At 54.4% G+C, this 15,802-nt stretch carries 14 protein-coding genes; all 14 read left to right on the forward strand.

The features are described from left to right. The first annotated feature begins 120 nt into the window (after positions 1–120). The 14 genes from M0R70_06520 to M0R70_06585 all read left to right on the forward strand — a co-directional run bounded on the left by M0R70_06520 (position 121) and on the right by M0R70_06585 (position 15,745). Positions 121–651 carry a hypothetical protein gene (locus M0R70_06520; GenBank protein ID MCK9419013.1) on the forward strand — a complete coding sequence of 177 codons (531 nt, stop codon included), beginning with the start codon at positions 121–123 and terminating at the stop codon, positions 649–651. Between the two features lie 63 nt (positions 652–714). Continuing rightward, positions 715–1,446: a PaeR7I family type II restriction endonuclease gene (locus M0R70_06525; protein ID MCK9419014.1), complete on the forward strand. Its 732-nt coding sequence runs from the start codon at positions 715–717 to the stop codon at positions 1,444–1,446. A 47-nt stretch (positions 1,447–1,493) separates the two neighbouring features. Beyond that, positions 1,494–3,425 carry a molybdopterin biosynthesis protein gene (locus tag M0R70_06530; protein ID MCK9419015.1) on the forward strand — a complete coding sequence of 644 codons (1,932 nt, stop codon included), beginning with the start codon at positions 1,494–1,496 and terminating at the stop codon, positions 3,423–3,425. Positions 3,426–3,537: 112 nt separating this feature from the next. Further along, the gene (locus M0R70_06535) at positions 3,538–4,254 is read left to right on the forward strand and encodes a MotA/TolQ/ExbB proton channel family protein (protein MCK9419016.1); all 717 of its coding nucleotides are present in this window, start codon (positions 3,538–3,540) and stop codon (positions 4,252–4,254) included. Then, on the forward strand, positions 4,251–4,670 hold the full coding sequence (locus M0R70_06540) for a biopolymer transporter ExbD (GenBank protein MCK9419017.1): 420 nt from the start codon (positions 4,251–4,253) through the stop codon (positions 4,668–4,670). The genes M0R70_06535 and M0R70_06540 overlap by 4 nt, the downstream gene beginning before the upstream one ends. Then, positions 4,667–5,455 (forward strand): cell envelope integrity protein TolA, encoded by a 789-nt coding sequence (locus M0R70_06545; protein MCK9419018.1) that lies wholly within the window; start codon positions 4,667–4,669, stop codon positions 5,453–5,455. Before M0R70_06540 ends, M0R70_06545 begins: the two co-directional genes overlap by 4 nt. Positions 5,456–5,537: 82 nt before the next feature. Next, positions 5,538–6,818 carry a Tol-Pal system beta propeller repeat protein TolB gene (tolB, locus tag M0R70_06550; GenBank protein ID MCK9419019.1) on the forward strand — a complete coding sequence of 427 codons (1,281 nt, stop codon included), beginning with the start codon at positions 5,538–5,540 and terminating at the stop codon, positions 6,816–6,818. A 241-nt stretch (positions 6,819–7,059) separates the two neighbouring features. Further along, positions 7,060–7,932, forward strand: coding sequence for a phosphate/phosphite/phosphonate ABC transporter substrate-binding protein (gene phnD / locus M0R70_06555; protein ID MCK9419020.1), 873 nt, complete (start codon positions 7,060–7,062; stop codon positions 7,930–7,932). Positions 7,933–8,053: 121 nt separating this feature from the next. Further along, a complete protein-coding gene (gene phnD / locus M0R70_06560) occupies positions 8,054–8,878 on the forward strand; it encodes a phosphate/phosphite/phosphonate ABC transporter substrate-binding protein (GenBank protein MCK9419021.1) in 825 nt (274 codons plus the stop codon). Beyond that, the gene (locus tag M0R70_06565) at positions 8,878–10,965 is read left to right on the forward strand and encodes a PAS domain S-box protein (protein ID MCK9419022.1); all 2,088 of its coding nucleotides are present in this window, start codon (positions 8,878–8,880) and stop codon (positions 10,963–10,965) included. Before phnD (M0R70_06560) ends, M0R70_06565 begins: the two co-directional genes overlap by 1 nt. Positions 10,966–10,991: 26 nt before the next feature. Next, the gene (locus M0R70_06570) at positions 10,992–11,435 is read left to right on the forward strand and encodes a response regulator (GenBank protein ID MCK9419023.1); all 444 of its coding nucleotides are present in this window, start codon (positions 10,992–10,994) and stop codon (positions 11,433–11,435) included. An 86-nt stretch (positions 11,436–11,521) separates the two neighbouring features. After that, positions 11,522–11,908, forward strand: a complete 387-nt coding sequence (locus M0R70_06575) for a DUF2892 domain-containing protein (GenBank protein ID MCK9419024.1) — start codon at positions 11,522–11,524, stop codon at positions 11,906–11,908. After that, positions 11,908–13,770, forward strand: a complete 1,863-nt coding sequence (locus M0R70_06580; GenBank protein ID MCK9419025.1) for an ATP-binding protein — start codon at positions 11,908–11,910, stop codon at positions 13,768–13,770. The genes M0R70_06575 and M0R70_06580 overlap by 1 nt, the downstream gene beginning before the upstream one ends. Positions 13,771–13,828: 58 nt before the next feature. Then, positions 13,829–15,745 carry a PAS domain S-box protein gene (locus M0R70_06585; GenBank protein MCK9419026.1) on the forward strand — a complete coding sequence of 639 codons (1,917 nt, stop codon included), beginning with the start codon at positions 13,829–13,831 and terminating at the stop codon, positions 15,743–15,745. Positions 15,746–15,802: the final 57 nt, after the last annotated feature.

Consider the following 15,802-nt stretch of genomic DNA (forward strand, 5'->3'; position numbering starts at 1 on the left):
ATGATGTTGACATTAAACCCAATTTGGGATATTGTTAAACTTAACGGGATATACAGCTTGTAACTGCTCCGGGAATCAAGTAAGCCGAATTAGCAAGCCAAAAGTGAGTGCTGGCAAATTATGAAAACTTTGGAACGTCGCCACGGAAAAGAACGTGAAATGCCACGGATTCCTGTTATACTGTCAAACAGTGAGGACATCACTCTTTTGCCGGGCAGGCAAAATATTTTGATACAAAAGGTTCTTGCCGATTTTTGCGCACTGTATACCCCAGCCGGGCGTGTGCTTTATATTAGCCATTCTAAAGTGAAATTGGTTTATTTTGACACCGACGCTTTGAAGGCGCTTGGTGTAAAGATCGAAGAACATGGAAAGATGCCGGATGTTGTGGTGCATCACGTTGAGAAGGACTGGCTCTTTCTTATTGAAGCGGTGACCAGTCACGGACCCGTAAGCCCTAAGCGCAGACAGGAGTTAAAGGAACTGTTTGCGGGGTCGAAGGCAGGCATTGTTTATGTGACCGCGTTTCTCAACCGGCGGACGATGATAAAATACCTCTACGATATTGCTTGGGAAACAGTTGCCTGGATTGCCGAATCTCCGACACATCTTATCCATTTCAATGGTAAACGGTTACTCGGTCCTTATTAGGATTAGCAGCAGTCATTGTGCAGAGTTTCGGAAAACGATTCATTATGCTTTTGGGGTTTCGTGATGTCACTTGATCTTGCCGATTATAAAATAAAGGCCCGTTCAGCGGTCAAGACGTTCTGGACCAGCAGGAAAGTATCCGGAACGAGGAAGCAGTCAGCCGGTAGTAAAGACCAGCGTAAGCGAAGCACAGGGACATCGGGCGGCAGCATGGACGGGTTTATAGACCTTGTTGTCGATGTTGTCCATGCCAATGGCCTGCCCGATGCGGACATCGTCCGGAAAGGCCGGGGCCTTACGCTTCCCGGCCATTTTTGCACTGTAAAATCATGGGATGTGCTCGTGATGAACCACGGAAAACTGATCGCGGCCATAAAGTTCGATGCCCAGGTCGGCCCATCATTCAGGAAGAGTACCATAATCAGTTGTGACCAGGCGCTCAGCTTGGCAGTTGATCTGCAGGCTGCTTATCGAAGAGATACCTTTGGAGTGTATGCAAGACCTTTTGTAGGCTATCTGTGTCTGATAGAAGACAGCCCGGCCTTACGCGCACCGGTCAAGGATATTTCTCCAAACTTTCCCCTGGTTCCGGAATATCGTAACGCTTCGTATGCAAAGCGTCTCAAAATCCTTTGCACGAAGCTGATGATGGATGGGTTTTACATCGATGCTTCAGTCATCCTTTCGCCCCGAAGCTCTTCCAAATCCGGTGCATATTCCGAAATGAGCAAACTGACGGGGCTCACGTCTTTTGTAGCGGGATTAGCGGCACGTGTTGCGATGGAAGTGGCATAATAGGAGTCGTAGATTAAGTTAAGGGTACGAGATTTTACTAAACTGATATGACCTTCAAACAAAAAAAATATCTCTCCAACGAACCGCTTGCCGACGCTATCAAAAAGTATAATGACGCGCTGACGGCTGCCGGTATCGGTGCGCCTCTTTCCGGTGAACGTATTCCTGTTGGCGACGCGCTCGGGCGCGTGACCTCCGAGGCCGTGATCGCGAAAATATCGTCGCCGTTCTACCACTCCGCGGCAATGGACGGTTATGCCGTTAAGTTCGTCGATACCTTTGGTGCCGCAGAGACCAGGCCCAAGCGGCTCAACGTTCCGGCGCAGGCAGTCGCGATCGACACCGGCGACCCCATGCCGGATGGATTCGATGCCGTTATCATGATCGAGGATGTGGAGAAGATATCGGAATCGGAGATAGAGATACTCAAACCTGCTACACCCTGGCAGCATGTGCGTCTGGTGGGTGAGGACATTGTCGCAACCGAGCTTATCATCTCCGAGAACCACGTGGTCCGTCCTGTTGACATGGCCGCGATGCTCGCGAGCGGACATTCCACAGTCATGGTGCGGCGCAGGCCCGTGGTCTCGATTATCCCGACCGGCACCGAGTTGGTGGAGCCGGGCAGCGACCTGAAGCGGGGCGATATCATCGATTTCAATTCAACCATGCTTGCGGCGACGGCTACGGAGTATGGCGCCCATGCTGTTCGAAAGAATATCGTAAAGGACAGCGCCGCTCTTCTGAGACAGAACATTCTCGACGCGCTTGCCGATTCCGATCTGGTTGTGATCAACGCGGGATCATCCGCGGGCAGGGAAGATTTCACCGTCGATGTGATCGCCGAACTCGGGAAGGTCCTTGTTCATGGCGTCTCCATCAAGCCGGGCAAGCCGGTGATCCTCGGGATCGTCAACGGCAAACCCGTGATCGGCATCCCGGGCTATCCCGTATCAGCGGCGCTTACTTTCACACTTTTCGTCAAACCGCTGGTCTACGCATTCCTGGGCCTGAAAGCGTCGGGTCCGGACACGATCACGGCAAAGCTCGGCAGGCAGGTGGCGTCCTCGCTCGGACAGGAGGAGTTCATCCGCGTGAAGCTCGGGAGCGTGTCAGGCAACCTGATCGCCACGCCCGTGACCAGGGGGGCGGGGGCGCTCATGTCGCTGGTGCGCGCGGACGGTATCATCCGTGTTCCCGCGCAGAGCGAGGGGATTGCAGCCGGTCACGCAGTGACCGTGGAGTTACTGCGCACGGCCCGCGAGATCGAGAACACCATTGTGTGCATCGGTTCGCATGACAATGCCCTTGACGTGCTCGGCAATTATCTCAGGAAAAAACATCCGGAGTATTCGCTCTCATCCGCGCACGTGGGAAGCATGGGCGGCCTCCTCGCGCTCAAACGCGGAGAAGCGCATCTCGCGGGTACGCATCTGCTCGATGAGGAAACGGGAGAGTATAATATAAGTTACATCAAGAAGCTTCTGCCGGATACGAAGATCATGCTCGTAAACCTTGTGTACCGGACCCAGGGCTTCATCGTTCCGAAGGGCAACCCCAAAGGCATCCAGGGGTTCGACGATCTGAGACGCAAGGACGTGGTGTTTGTGAACCGACAGGCAGGCGCCGGTACGCGGCTTTTGACCGACCTGCATCTGAAAAAATTACGGATTGACCCGGGCGCAGTAAACGGGTATTATCATGAAGAATTCACCCACATGGCGGTTGCAGCAGCCGTGCTTTCGGGCGCGGCGGACACCGGGCTGGCGGTGCTCTCGGCGGCGCAGGCGCTCGATCTCGATTTCGTCCCCGTAGCGCAGGAGCGGTATGATCTTGCCATAGTGCGGGATTTTTATGATACGCCGATGATGCAGGCGTTGCTCGGGATCATTCGTGAGGACAAGGATTTCCGGGAGCGGATCGTCAGCATGGGCGGGTATGATGTGTCGGAAATGGGGAAGGTGATCGGCGTCTATTGACACCGAATTGGAAATTGCAAATTGGAAATTTTAGATTGCAAATTGTTTTTTGCCTCAATTTAAAATTTCCAATTTCCAATCTTCAATTTCCAATTAGTCTACGGAGGTAATTATGCTTGCAATCAGCGCGGTGCCTGGAATAGGCACAGGAGTGGTCGGACTCTTCGGGGAGGTCAGTTGGTTCGGCAAGGTGATCGTGTTCATCCTGATGGGATTTTCCGTGGTCTCCTGGGCCATGATTCTTCTCAAGTATCAGTTCCTGAGAAGATCGGAGAATGAGTCCCACGCCTTCCTGAGCGCGTTCCGGAAGACAAAGAAGATCGAAGAGCTTTTTAAAATCGCTGACGAGAAGAAATACAGTCCCCTTGCCACGCTCTTCGTGGAAGGCTACCGGAAGGCCGAGTCCATCATCAAGACCCTGCCGGACGGCAAGGTGACCGAGGAGGAGCGGCCGCTTATTTCCCAGGAAATTGAGCGCTCGCTCAAGATCAACACGCAGGACGAGATCATCTACATGGAGCGCTACCTCGCATTCCTCGGCACGACGGGCACCGTAGGGCCGCTGCTGGGCCTCCTGGCCACGGTATGGGGCATCATGGAAGCCTTCTACGGCATTGGCCTCAAGGGAACGGGGGATATCGGCGCGCTTGCACCGGGACTCGCGGCGGCGCTCATCAACACCTCCATGGGGCTGTTCGTGGCCATCCCGGCGGTGATCGCCTATAACTATTTTTCGGAGAAGATCAGGAGCATCTCCACGCGGATGGATTCCTTTTCCATGGAGTTCCTGAGCTTCATCGAGCGGAACCTGCTCCGGAGGAAACCATGAGCTTCGAGCGACGGGAACGGCATCTTATGCGCGAGATCAATCTCGTGCCGCTGATCGACGTGCTGCTCGTGGTGCTCTTCTTTTACATGATTATCTCGCCGATGATGAGCCGGGGACTGGACGTGAACCTGCCCAAATCCGAGGCCAATACGGTGAAGCAGGAGGACCGGGTCGTGCTGACGGTCACCCGTTCGCAGGCGTTGTTCGTGGAGCAGGAGCGGGTGGACATTTCGAAACTCAAGGATGTGCTCAACTCCCTCCGTAAATCCAAGCCTCTTATCAATGTCTATCTTCGCGCCGACAAGGACGCTCCCTACGGGGCCGTGGTGCAGGTAATGGACATTGTAAAACGCGCGGGCATTGACCGGCTCGGCATGGTGACCGAGGCCGCCCCCGGGGGTGAGCCCGCTCGATGAAGTTGCATTCGAGGAAGAGGCCTTCGAGGATAGTACCTTCGAGGAAGAGGCCTGAACAGTCAAAATATACGCTTGCACTTGCGGTCTCCTACTCCTTTTTTCTGCATGCCGCCATTGTGGCTGTCGCGCTTTTTCTGCACTTCCTGGTGATCCCGAAAACAGTTCTTCCTCCATCGTATCAGGTGAAACTGGTGGGGCAGCCGAAGGAAACCGTGCCGATACCCGCAGCCGCTCCCGTGCCCCCGAAAAAGGAAGCGATGCCGGATACGGCGAAGCCGTCTCCGAAGACGAAAAAGGCGGCAGTGGAGCTTAAAAAGGCGGCGAGAAAAAAAGACAGCATTCCCGATCTTACGCTGAAGAAGAAGACGCCGGCGCCGATGGAACAGACAAAATCCAGTGAGGCAACGCCGAAAAAATCGCCTGCCATTCCTTCCGCTCCTGCCGAAGGACCTGCGACAGCGGGAAAGAAAAGCGAAGGGGTTGACGTCACACCCCGGCAGGACTTTAAATATTCCTGGTATATCGACACCGTCAGCGAAAAGATAAGGCAGAATTGGAACCCTCCTCCGGACAGTATCAATGCAAAAGCGAGGGTGATATTTAAAATCAACCGATCCGGCTGGCTGGTAGCTGTTCGTTTGGATGACGACTATTCGAACGGTTCCTTCACCTTCAAGCAGGCTGCGTACCGCGCAATACAAGCGTCAAACCCGTTTCCGCGTTTGCCGGACGAATTTTTTCAACAGTCATTGGAATTCACCGTGGATTTGATTCCGGAAGATTGAGTGCCAGGAGAGGGTCAGGGAATCAGGGACCGGGGAAAATCAGTTCTGTGCGGCCGGCCCTGAAGTTTGATAAGGAAAAATCATGAAACGCATTCTCTTCATCATAGCGCTTATTCTGCTGACCGCGATTCCTGCGACCGCCCAATATTATCTCGGGGTGATCCGCGGTGAGGCCAAAAAGATCCCCATCACGGTGCTCGATATTCAGGATGAAACGGGATCTCCGGCGCTCCGCGACATGGCGCTCGAAGTGCTGCAATCGGACCTGCGCCGCTCCCAGATCTTCGAGGTCATGGACCCGAAAAAACTGGACCTCAGGATAACGGGAAACAGTGAGCCCGCCTCGGACCTGATCAAGCGCGGCGGCACCTTTGGCCTTACCGGCGTGGTGTGGGCCAGGATCCAGAGAAAGGGAAAGGACGTCGTGCTGTCCGGCAAACTGTATGACGCGGCATCGGGAATGCGGATCACGAACAAGGACTATTTCGGTAATGAAGAAACGTTCCGGCGCATGGTTCATACCTTTGCCGACGAGATCGTTTCGCGGTACACGGGCGAGAAGGGCATCGCGCGGACCCGTATCGCCTACGTCTCGGACAAGACCCGCGCCAAAGAGCTCTACGTCATGGACTACGACGGCCAGAACGCGATGAAGATCACCGCGGACCGCTCCATCTGTCTGTCCCCTGCCTGGAACCCCGAGGGGAAAGTGCTCGCCTACGTTTCGTACAAGGACAGGAACCCCGATCTTTTCGGGCTGGACATGGAGACGGGCAAGCGGTGGAAGATGGCGGGCAATGAAGGGCTGAACATCTCTCCGGCCTGGTCGCCGAACGGGAAACGCCTGGCCGCGGCCATGAGCAAGGACGGCGGCGCCCAGATCTACACCATGAACAGGATGGGGGGCGATCTTGAGCGGCTTACGTACGGGACCTACGATAATGTTTCCCCGGCCTGGTCGCCGAATGGACGGGAGATCGTGTTCACCTCGGGCAGGGCGGGTTCGCCGCAGCTCTACATCATGAGCGCAGATGGGACCGACGCACGCCGGATCACCTTCGAAGGAACGTACAATGCCTCGCCCCAATGGTCGTCGCGGGGAGACCGGATCGTGTTTGTTTCTCAGATCAGGGGGCTTTTCAAGATCGCGACGGTGAACCCGGACGGGTCGGACATGCGTCTCCTCACGAGCGGTCCGGGGAGCGACGAGAACCCCGCGTGGTCGCCCTCGGGCAGACAGATCCTGTTCAGCTCAAACCGCGAGGGCAAGTCAAACCTTTACATCATGAATGCCGACGGCACGGACCTCGAGCGGATCACCCCGAACGACGCGAACTACACGTCGCCGGCGTGGTCGCCCTGATGAAACGAACAGAGTTTATTCCTCCACCACCTCCCCCTGCGTTGTCAATTATTTCCCTTGTCGCTCTCATTTATTTGATATACTTGTAATTAATTCGTTATGTGTTGCGGTTCTCATCCTTCATGGTCCCGTTGTCAAGTTGTCATGCCAGGTGGTTCCCCGCGGTTAGCGTAGAGAGCTTGACGTACGTGGTCACGAACCCGGAGGAAAACATTTTTATCATCTCAAGAGGAGAACGATCATGAAACAATGTACGCTTTATTGTCTTGCATCCGTATTCTTTCTTTTCCTGTCTCTGCCGGTATCGGAAACAGCAGCGGCAGAGCCGTTAAAACTGGGCATCCATCCGTATCTGGCCGCAACGGAGTTGCACAAGCGGTTTACGCCGCTCGTTGAGTATTTTGAAAAAAAACTCGGCAGAAAAGTATCCATCGTCATTACGAGAGATTATCAGGACCAAATTGACAGCATCGGCAGGGACGCGCTGGACATTGCATTTATGGGGCCCTCCGAGTATGTCAAAATGGTCACTATTTACGGCAGGAAGCCCCTTCTTGCCCGCATCGAAAACAAGGGGAAAGGTTATTTTCACGGCATGATATTTGTGAAGAAAGACAGCAGCATAAAAACCCTGCGAGACCTGCGCGGGAAAAAGTTCGCCTTCTGCGACAAAAACTCCACCATGACCAGGGTGCCGTTACAAATGCTCTGGAAGGCCGGTGTAACGCTGGACCAAATCGACACGTATAACTTTCTTGATAAACACGAAAATGTCGCCTTGGGAGTTTTGGCCGGAGATTTTGATGCCGGGGCCGTAAAGGACGAAATCTTTGCTAAATATGAATCGAGAGGACTTCGGGTCCTCGAAAGGACCCCCGATATTTCGGAACATATATTTGTCACGAGCAATAAACTTCCGGAACAGACGGTAACCATATTGCGCAAGGCGCTGTATGAACTGAAAAACAGCCCTGAAGGCATCGCAATCATGACTTCCATCAAGGAAGGCTTGACCGCGATCGGGCAGGTCGAAGACAAGGATTACGACAATCTGCGGACGATTTTGGACGATCTGAAAAAAATAAAAGAGCTGAAAAAAATGAGCATTGAATGAATGATGGATAATGCTCATCGCATCATAGCGGGGGCGGGCACTCAGGGCGCGGCGTTCAACTCGTGAGACACTAGGGAGGTCGTCAATGAGTATTCTTCGATCAGTTTTTCTTTCAGTCTTCATGTTCTTGCCGTTGCTGTTATCTTCAGCAGGGACCGTATACGCGCAGGAGCCTCTGTTATTCGGTATACACCCTTTCATGATTGAGGGGCAACTCCACGAGAGGTTCGATCCGCTTGCGACTTATCTCAGCCAAAAGATCGGTCAACCGATCAAGGTCGTCGTTACCCGGGACTACGAGGAACAGATCGATAAAATGGGCAAGGACAAATTTGACCTTGCCTATATGGGGCCCGCGCCGTACATAAAGATGGCGGACCGGTACGGTAAAAAATCAATTCTCGGACGTTTCGAGACTAACGGAAAGGCCACGTTCCGCGGCGTCATTTTTGTCTCCAAAGACAGTCCCGTACGCAGTCTCGCGGACCTGCGGGGAAAGCGGTTTGCCTTTGGAGACACCAATTCCACGATGAGTCATTTAGTGCCTTTATACCAGTTGAGGAAGGCGGGGGTACCTATCGATACACTGGGGACCCATGCGTTTCTCGGCAGGCATCAAAATGTCGCGCTCGGGGTGTTGTCTGGCGACTTTGACGCCGGCGCCATGAGGGAGGATATTTTTTTGCATTATGAAAAACGCGGCCTCAGAATGCTGGCCCGCACCCCGGAATTTTCCGACCATCTGATCGTCGCCTCCGGCAAACTCCCCGAAAAAACGGTGCAGGCCCTGCGCAAGGCGTTATCGGACCTGAAAAACGACAATTCGGGCAGAGCGATACTCACCGGGGTAAAAGAAGGCGCGACCGGCATCGTAGCGGGACAGGATAATGATTACGACAGCATGCGAGAGATCGTCCGGCAGCTCGAAAAGATCGGGATCAAATAATGATGAGAGATTCAGCCTTCAAATACAGCCGGCCGGTCTTCTGGTTCGTTGCCGTACTGCTCGTTTCCCTGGTGGCGGCGGACGTGGTCATTGTGTCTCAGCAGCGCAGGTTTCTCAAGGATATCCGGCAGAACGATGTCAGGAATGAACTGGACCTCATGGGGGCCCTTGTGCATGAAGCTTTGCTGAAGCACGATTACGGCACGGTGGAAAATTTTCTCATTCAATGGGGAAAGGAGCATCCGGACGTGCTCGAAATCAGGGCCATTGCCCCGAACAATTTCGTGCTTGTGGAATATAAGAGCCCGCTGCCCGTGAAACATTTTTACCGCGCACAACAAAAGGTCTCGTACGAAGGGGAGTATTTGATCACCCTCGAGCTGGCCAAAGATTTTTCGATGATAGAAAAAAGTCTTAACAAACTGAGTTTCAAGCTCATCGGCGGTTCGGTCATCTTTATCGGTCTGTTGGGATTATTTTTATGGTATACCGTGAATATAACGGCGATGAAGCCCCTGGAGAAAGAGATCGCCGAACGGAAAAAAGCGGATGAATTGCTCCAGGAAAGCGAGAAGCGGTACCGGATGCTGTTTGAAACCGCGGGCGACGCCATTTTTATTCTTGAGGCGGAAGGCGAGGAGGCCGGGAAGATAGTGGCGCTGAACAAAACAGCGGCGAAAATGCACGGGTATGCGGTTGATGAACTGATCAATAAAAATATCCGGGAGCTGGACACTCCGCAGACCGCACAAAACGCCCCCCACTTGATGCGGCGTATCCTGGGCGGAGAGAGGATACAATTCCACGAGGTAACCCATCGCAGAAAGAACGGAACGGTTTTTTTTGCGGAAGTAAACGCTGGTTTGCTGGAGATCGGCGATCACAAGCTCGTCCTGGCCTTTGACCGGGACATCACGGAGCGGAAGATCGCGGAATACCAGCTTTTGCACACCCAACAGACGTTAAAGACGATCCTGAGCGCGACACCCTATGGCGTCGTTGTAATGGGCATGGACAAGAAGGTCCGGAGTGCCAATAAAGCGGCGTTGGATCTCATGGGATATGACTCGGAAGAGCAGATCGTCGGCGAGATATGCAATAAATCGTTCTGTCCGACCGAAGACGATAAATGCCCGCTCATTGATCTGCATACCACGGTGGATCAAGCCGAGAAAATCATCATCACCAAAGACGGCAAACGTATTCCCATATTAAAAACCGTGGTGCCCATTGAGATCGAAGGCGAGCAGGTGCTTCTCGAGGCGTTTATCGATATCACCGACCAAAAGAGCGCGGAACAGAAGCTCCAGCAGTATGCCGCGGAACTCAAACAGAGCAATGAGGATGTCTTGTCGTTCTCGTATATCGTTTCCCACGATCTGCGCGCGCCCCTGGTCAGCATCAAGGGATTTGCCGGCGAACTGCAGTACGCGTTGCAGGAAATAGAGCCGATCCTCGATCGGTGCATGCCCCACCTGAGCGAACAGGACAGGACTCAACTCGCGACAACGTACCGGAAGGATGTGCCCGTGGCAATGGACTTTATCACGTCATCGGTCGGCCGGATGGACGGGCTCATCAATGCGGTCCTGGTCCTGTCACGGTTGGGACACCGGGAACTCAAACCCGAACCGCTCAATGTGACTGCGCTCGCGAAGTCGATCCTCAGTTCCCTCGCGCACCAGATCGAACAGCGGAAGACAGTCGTAACCATCGGAGATCTTCCGATAATTACCGCTGACAAGCTCGCCATGGAGCAGATCATGGGAAATCTTCTCGATAATGCCTTGAAGTATCTTGATCCGGTCCGCGCGGGGGAAATAACCGTTACTGCCGAGCGCAATGAAGAAGAGGTCGTTTTCCATGTCATTGATAATGGCCGAGGGATCGCGCAAGAGGACATGCACAAGGTCTTCGAGATCTTCCGCAGGGCGGGGAAACAGGACGTCCCCGGCGAAGGCATGGGTCTCGCGTACGTGAAGATGCTGGTCCGCAGACAGGGCGGCCGGATATGGTGCGAATCGGAGCCGGGGAAGGGAACGACCTTCAGTTTTACGATCCCCCATCCGGCAGCCGTGCGTGCATAATTTGAGGGGAAAAAGGAGAAGCGTTTATGGAACAGTTTGAGGCGGTGATGATTTTATTAGTTGAAGACGACCCCGGCCATGCGATGCTGATCGAGAAGAACCTGAGGCGGGCCGGGATTGCCAATGAGATCATGATGCTCAATGACGGCCAGAAGGCCGTCGATTTCCTGCTGAAAAGGGACGGTTACACGGGCGACACCCATCCGGCCCCGATGGTCATGCTGCTCGACCTGAACCTGCCTGTTCTGGACGGCTACCAGGTGCTCAAGATCATTAAGAACGATGAGCGTACGAAGCAGATACCCGTCGTCATACTGACGACCACGGACAACCCCGCGGAAGTGGCGAAGTGCTACGAACTGGGATGCAACGTGTATGTCACGAAACCGGTGGAGTACGAGGCGTTCAGCAAGGCAATTCAGAACCTCGGACTGCTTCTCTCCATCATCAAAGTGCCGAAAAAAGAGTAGGAACTATTCCCGGCAGGACAGTCGTTCACCGGACCGTACGGGGACCGGTGATGCTGTTTCGCCATGCTGAGCAAGAAGGAGGTTTTATGACTGAGCGTTTTTTCCGATTGATCCTCGGGTCAACCTTGATCCTGTTCCTCTTCATGAGATGGGACTATGCGGTCTATGGATACATCGGCTTCGAACTATTTGAAGGGATCACCAACTGGCGTGTTCCGCTTTTGGTGTCACGGTTGCGATACGGATCTACATCCGTCCGGCTGTCAGGAACGGAATCCTTCGCAACGACTCGCGGTTTTGATGCAGAGCGGGCGCTGCGCCTGGTAGTCGCGGGTTTTCTGATCATATCCTACGTGTTATTTCGCGACGCGCTCTGGTTTTTCCCCTGGTTCCTGGGATTTGCGCTTATCATGGCGGGCATCAGCGGTATTTGTCCCATGGCGATGTTTTTGAAAAAAATAGGATTTAAATAATGGAAAGGCCCCTCGCGACAACCAGCGACTGGACAAAAAACTGGCAGACGAGCATTGCCGTGAAGATCACGGCAACGGTGCTCTATGCCGTTGCCGCCGTTGGTTTCGCCGTTGCCATATTCCTGATGCGCGACATGGAGGGCGAACTGAACCGGCAGTATGACGAGAATGCCGACCGGTTCGCATTACGGGCCGCGCAGGAACTGTACCCCGGGACAGCGGCGACCGTGCAGGAGGCCGCGGCAGCGCTGCAGAGCGATGTCGCGCGGTTCGGTTTCGATGCAATCACCATCTCCCGGGACGGGGAAACGGTCCATCTTGGAGATCCTCCGTCCGGTTCGACCTCAATCCACCGAAGGTTGTTCGCTTCCCCCGGCGGACCGGAAGGGCAGCCGGTCTTGCTGCTCACCTTCTTTCACCGTTCGACGCACGACCACGCGGTTTCTCACCGCAACGCGCTGCTGGCAGGGACCGGGGCCGCCACGCTGGTATTCGGTTTTTTCCTCACCTGGGTCATCCTGAAATTCATTTCCCGTCCCATTCGGGACCTGATCAACGCCAATAAGGCCGTTATGCAGGGGGATCTTACCGTCCGGCTCAACGGCGACCGCCAGGATGAATTCGGCGCGCTCGCGAATTTTTTCGACCGCATGATCGATCAGATCCAGCAGGAACTGACCGTCCGGAAACAGGCCGAAGAACTGCTGAGGCAAAACGAAGAACATGTGAAAAATATCCTTGATTCCATCCATGCAGGCATCGTCGTGATCGATTACCATACCCACGAGATCGTGCAGGTAAACTCCTTTGCAGCGGAAATGATCGGGGCGCCGAAAGAGGAGATTGTCGGGCGCGCCTGCCACTTGTTTGTCTGTCCCGCCGGAGCAGGGTACTGCCCCATCACGGACGGCGGGGAAACGGTCGATAATTCGGAGCGGATACTCATCACGGCGCAGGGTGACCGCGTCCCGATCCTGAAATCCGTCGTCCAGTTGTCACTCCAGGGGCGGCCCCTGCTTATCGAGAGCTTTATCAGCATCAAGGACCGAAAACTCGCCGAGGAACAGATCGCGCGCTCCGCCGAGAAACTCCGGGAGACCAATGAAGAATTGAAGTCGTTCGTGTACAGCGTGTCCCACGACCTACGTGCTCCCCTGGTGAACGTGAAGGGCTTTACGGTCGAGCTGGAACGGTCTCTGCGGGAGGCCCTTATACTGATCGAGACCTTCGCGCACGTTCTTCCCAAGGAAAAACTGGACAAGCTGAACCAGCTGTTTCGGGAAGATGTCGCCGAGTCCGCCGGGTTCATTGGATCATCCATAGACCGGATGGATGGGCTCATCGGCGCCATGCTCAAGCTTTCACGCTTCGGCGGCCGGGAGCTTCGTCCGGAATCCATTGACCTGGCGGCCTTTATGCAATTTCTCCTTGCAACATTTGCCCACCAGATCGATCAAAAGCGAGCGACTGTCACGATCGGCACGCTGCCCGTGATCGTCGCGGACAGGACGGCCATGGAGCAGATCATGGGGAACCTCCTGGACAATGCCCTGAAATACCTTGAACCGGGGCGACCGGGCAGGATCGAAATAACCGCGGAACGCTCGGAAAAGGAAACGATCGTGCGCGTCAAGGACAACGGACGGGGGATCGCCGAAGACGACATCCAAAAAGTCTTCGAGATCTTCCGAAGGGCGGGGAAGCAGGACGTGGCCGGCGAAGGGATGGGATTGGCATACGTGAAAACGCTGGTCAAAAGCCACGATGGCCGTATCTGGTGCGAATCAGAACCAGGGATCGGAACCGTGTTCAGTTTTACGATCCCGGACAAATCAGCACCGCCCGGAGAGAAAGCATCGTGATGCCGTTCTGGAGGACCGATCCTCTACGAGGATAGGAGAAAGCCGGTTGAGGTGTTCTATGAACGTTGTCGAGATCGTGACGGGTCTGTTGGTTTTGTGCGGGGTCCTTTTCATGTTTGTCGCCATTCTTCGGGGCGAAAAGACAAAGGAGTATATTCCGCGAGAGGTGCTGAGACGATGGCGCGTCATGATCTTGCTCATGGTCTTTTTTCTCACGGGGTATCTTGCATTCCTGACCGTTCTGGTCGGGCGTATCAGGTTTCCCCTGGAACTGGTAACAGGGCTGGTCTTTCTTGGAGGCGCGGTCTTTGTATATATCGTGATCAGCCTTACGAGGGACACCATTGCGAGGATAAAAAATGCCGAGGAAAATCTCAAAGAGCTCAATGAAACCCTGGAAAATCGCATACAAGCGCGAACCGCGGAACTTCAGCAATCGCAGTCGTTCTTGAAAACCGTTTTGGACAGTCTGAATGATGCGGTAATGACCATCGATACCAAAGATTTCAAGATTCTTCTCGCCAATAAGCCGTTCCTGCGAGGGTTGGGAGTACAGGAGGAAGAAGTCATTGGCAGGACCTGCTACGAGGTGACCCATCATCGCAGGGACGTATGCACTCCTCCTGACGACGCCTGTCCGCTCGTGGAAACCGTCAAAACAGGCACGCACTGTACGGAAGAACACATCCACTATACAAAAGAAGGAAAAAAAATCTACGTGGAGGTCTCCGCGTCGCCCATTAAAGACAATGATGGCGCTATTGTCCAGGTCGTTCATGTTGCAAGGGACGTCAGCGAGAAGAGGCGGGCTGAGGAGATTCTGCAGGAAAGCGAAAAGCGGTTTCGGATGCTCTTCGAGAGCGCGGGAGACGCTATCTTTATCCTTGAGGCGGAAGGTACACAGGCAGGAAACATCATCGCTGCCAATACAGCAGCGGCGGAAGCGCATGGTTATACGGTCGACGAACTGATCGGGAAAAACATCAAAGACCTCGACATTCCTGATGAAGGGCAGGATTCGCCTCACCTGATTCAGCGCGTCGTGAGCGGAGAATGGATTAAAACGGAGATGCGACATTTCAGGAAGAATGGGACGACTTTTCCCGTGGAAGTGAGTGCAGGCCTGCTGGAACTCGGCGATCACCGGTATATTCTCTCATTTGACCGTGATATTTCGGAACGGAAGAAGGCCGAGGAACAGCTTCATCAGTATGCGACGGAATTAAAGCAGAGCAACGAGGACGTGTTGTCCTTCGCGAATATCGTTTCTCACGATCTGCGCGCGCCCCTCGTCAGCATCAAGGGATTTACCGGAGAGCTGCAGTACGCGTTACAGGACATTGAATCGGTCCTCACGCAGTGCATCCCCCATCTGGGCGAGAAGGAACGCGCGCGGCTCAACACGGCAATCCAGAAGGACGCGCCGGTTGCCATGAAGTTCATCGAGTCATCGGTCAGCCGCATGGACGGCCTTATCAACGCGATCCTGGCGCTGTCCCGCGAGGGACATCGGGAACTGAAACCGGAAGTCGTCGATATGAAGGACCTGACGGGATCGATCCTCAGCTCGCTCGCGCACCAGATCGAGCGGAGCAAAACGTCTGTCATCGTGGAAGGGCTTCCCCTGATCACCGCCGACAAGATCGCCATGGGGCAGATCATGGGCAACCTGCTCGACAACGCCTTGAAGTATCTGGAGCAGGGCCGCGAGGGGAAAGTCGTGATCACCGCCGAGCAAGGCGCGCATGAAACGACCTTTCATGTCAGCGACAACGGACGCGGGATCGCACAAGAGGACATGCACAAGGTCTTCGAGATCTTCCGCAGGGCGGGAAAACAGGACGTCCCCGGAGAAGGCATGGGTCTCGCATACGTGAAGGCGCTGGTCCGCAGACAGGGCGGCCGGATATGGTGCGAATCGGAGCGGGGCAAGGGAACGACCTTCAGCTTTACGGTCCCCGGCAGCGTCCCTTGACGTGAATAGATCTTGAAGAATAAGGGTCGCCCGTTGGTGAACAAAACAAGAGAACGA

Source organism: Nitrospirota bacterium (genome assembly GCA_023229435.1).
Taxonomy (GTDB): Bacteria; Nitrospirota; UBA9217; order UBA9217; family UBA9217; genus JALNZF01.

Bases quoted from the DNA above. Each gene is read 5' to 3' on its own strand.
- M0R70_06520 (MCK9419013.1), top strand. From the start codon at position 121: ATGAAAACTTTGGAACGTCGCCACGGAAAAGAACGTGAAATGCCACGG.
- M0R70_06535 (MCK9419016.1), top strand. From the start codon at position 3,538: ATGCTTGCAATCAGCGCGGTGCCTGGAATAGGCACAGGAGTGGTCGGA.
- phnD (MCK9419020.1), top strand. From the start codon at position 7,060: ATGAAACAATGTACGCTTTATTGTCTTGCATCCGTATTCTTTCTTTTC.
- M0R70_06565 (MCK9419022.1), top strand. From the start codon at position 8,878: ATGATGAGAGATTCAGCCTTCAAATACAGCCGGCCGGTCTTCTGGTTC.
- M0R70_06580 (MCK9419025.1), top strand. From the start codon at position 11,908: ATGGAAAGGCCCCTCGCGACAACCAGCGACTGGACAAAAAACTGGCAG.
- M0R70_06585 (MCK9419026.1), top strand. From the start codon at position 13,829: ATGAACGTTGTCGAGATCGTGACGGGTCTGTTGGTTTTGTGCGGGGTC.
- M0R70_06545 (MCK9419018.1), top strand. From the start codon at position 4,667: ATGAAGTTGCATTCGAGGAAGAGGCCTTCGAGGATAGTACCTTCGAGG.
- phnD (MCK9419021.1), top strand. From the start codon at position 8,054: ATGTTCTTGCCGTTGCTGTTATCTTCAGCAGGGACCGTATACGCGCAG.
- tolB (MCK9419019.1), top strand. From the start codon at position 5,538: ATGAAACGCATTCTCTTCATCATAGCGCTTATTCTGCTGACCGCGATT.
- M0R70_06575 (MCK9419024.1), top strand. From the start codon at position 11,522: ATGACTGAGCGTTTTTTCCGATTGATCCTCGGGTCAACCTTGATCCTG.
- M0R70_06570 (MCK9419023.1), top strand. From the start codon at position 10,992: ATGGAACAGTTTGAGGCGGTGATGATTTTATTAGTTGAAGACGACCCC.
- M0R70_06540 (MCK9419017.1), top strand. From the start codon at position 4,251: ATGAGCTTCGAGCGACGGGAACGGCATCTTATGCGCGAGATCAATCTC.
- M0R70_06530 (MCK9419015.1), top strand. From the start codon at position 1,494: ATGACCTTCAAACAAAAAAAATATCTCTCCAACGAACCGCTTGCCGAC.
- M0R70_06525 (MCK9419014.1), top strand. From the start codon at position 715: ATGTCACTTGATCTTGCCGATTATAAAATAAAGGCCCGTTCAGCGGTC.